Here is a 722-nt window from a genome sequence, read left to right on the forward strand (position 1 = left end):
CCCACCGGGTCCAGCCGCACCGGCTCACCCGCCGCCACCGACTCCCACGCCTGCCGCAGATCCGGCAACAGGACCCGCCACGACACCCCGTCCACCGCCAGGTGATGCACCACCACCAGCAACCGGCCCGACACCTCCGGACCCGCGTCGAACCACACCACCTGCACCACCACACCCGACTCCGGCGCCAACCGCGCCACCGCCGCACGCACCTCCCCCACCACCACACCATCGGCACCGGCATCGGCATCGGCATCGGCATCGGCATCGGCGAGAGGCACCCGGCGGACGCACCGGGCGGCGTCCACCGAACCCCGCTCCCCCACCACCAGCGCCCAGTCGCCGGACACCCGCAACCGCAACGCGTCGTGATGGTCAAGCAGCGCCTGCACCGCCGCCCTCAGCCGCCCCTCCCCCAGCCCCGCCGGCACCCGCAGGAACACCGACTGCTGGAAACCCTCCGCCGTACCCCGCCACTCCCGCAGCCAGCGCATCACCGGAGTCGCCTCGACCGGACCCGTACCGTCGTCCTCGACGGCGTCCGCCGCCTCCTCGCCGACGGTGCGGCAGACCTCCGCCAGCGCGGCCGGTGTCCGGTGCTCGAAGATCTCGCGCGGGGTGAGGACGAGACCGGCCCGCCGTGCCCGGCTGACCAGCTGGATCGACATGATGCTGTCCCCGCCCAGCGCGAAGAACCCGTCGTCCGCGCCGACCCGCTCCAC

General features: G+C 74.1%; 1 protein-coding gene. It reads right to left on the bottom strand.

Features of this window, described 5'->3' with window-relative positions; genetic code table 11:
* On the bottom strand, nucleotides 1-722 hold a 722-nt coding region (locus tag ACP4IX_RS36345; protein ID WP_426558944.1), incomplete at both ends, for a condensation domain-containing protein.

This window comes from Streptomyces sp. WG5 (assembly GCF_049974565.1).
In the GTDB taxonomy this organism is placed as follows: domain Bacteria; phylum Actinomycetota; class Actinomycetes; order Streptomycetales; family Streptomycetaceae; genus Streptomyces.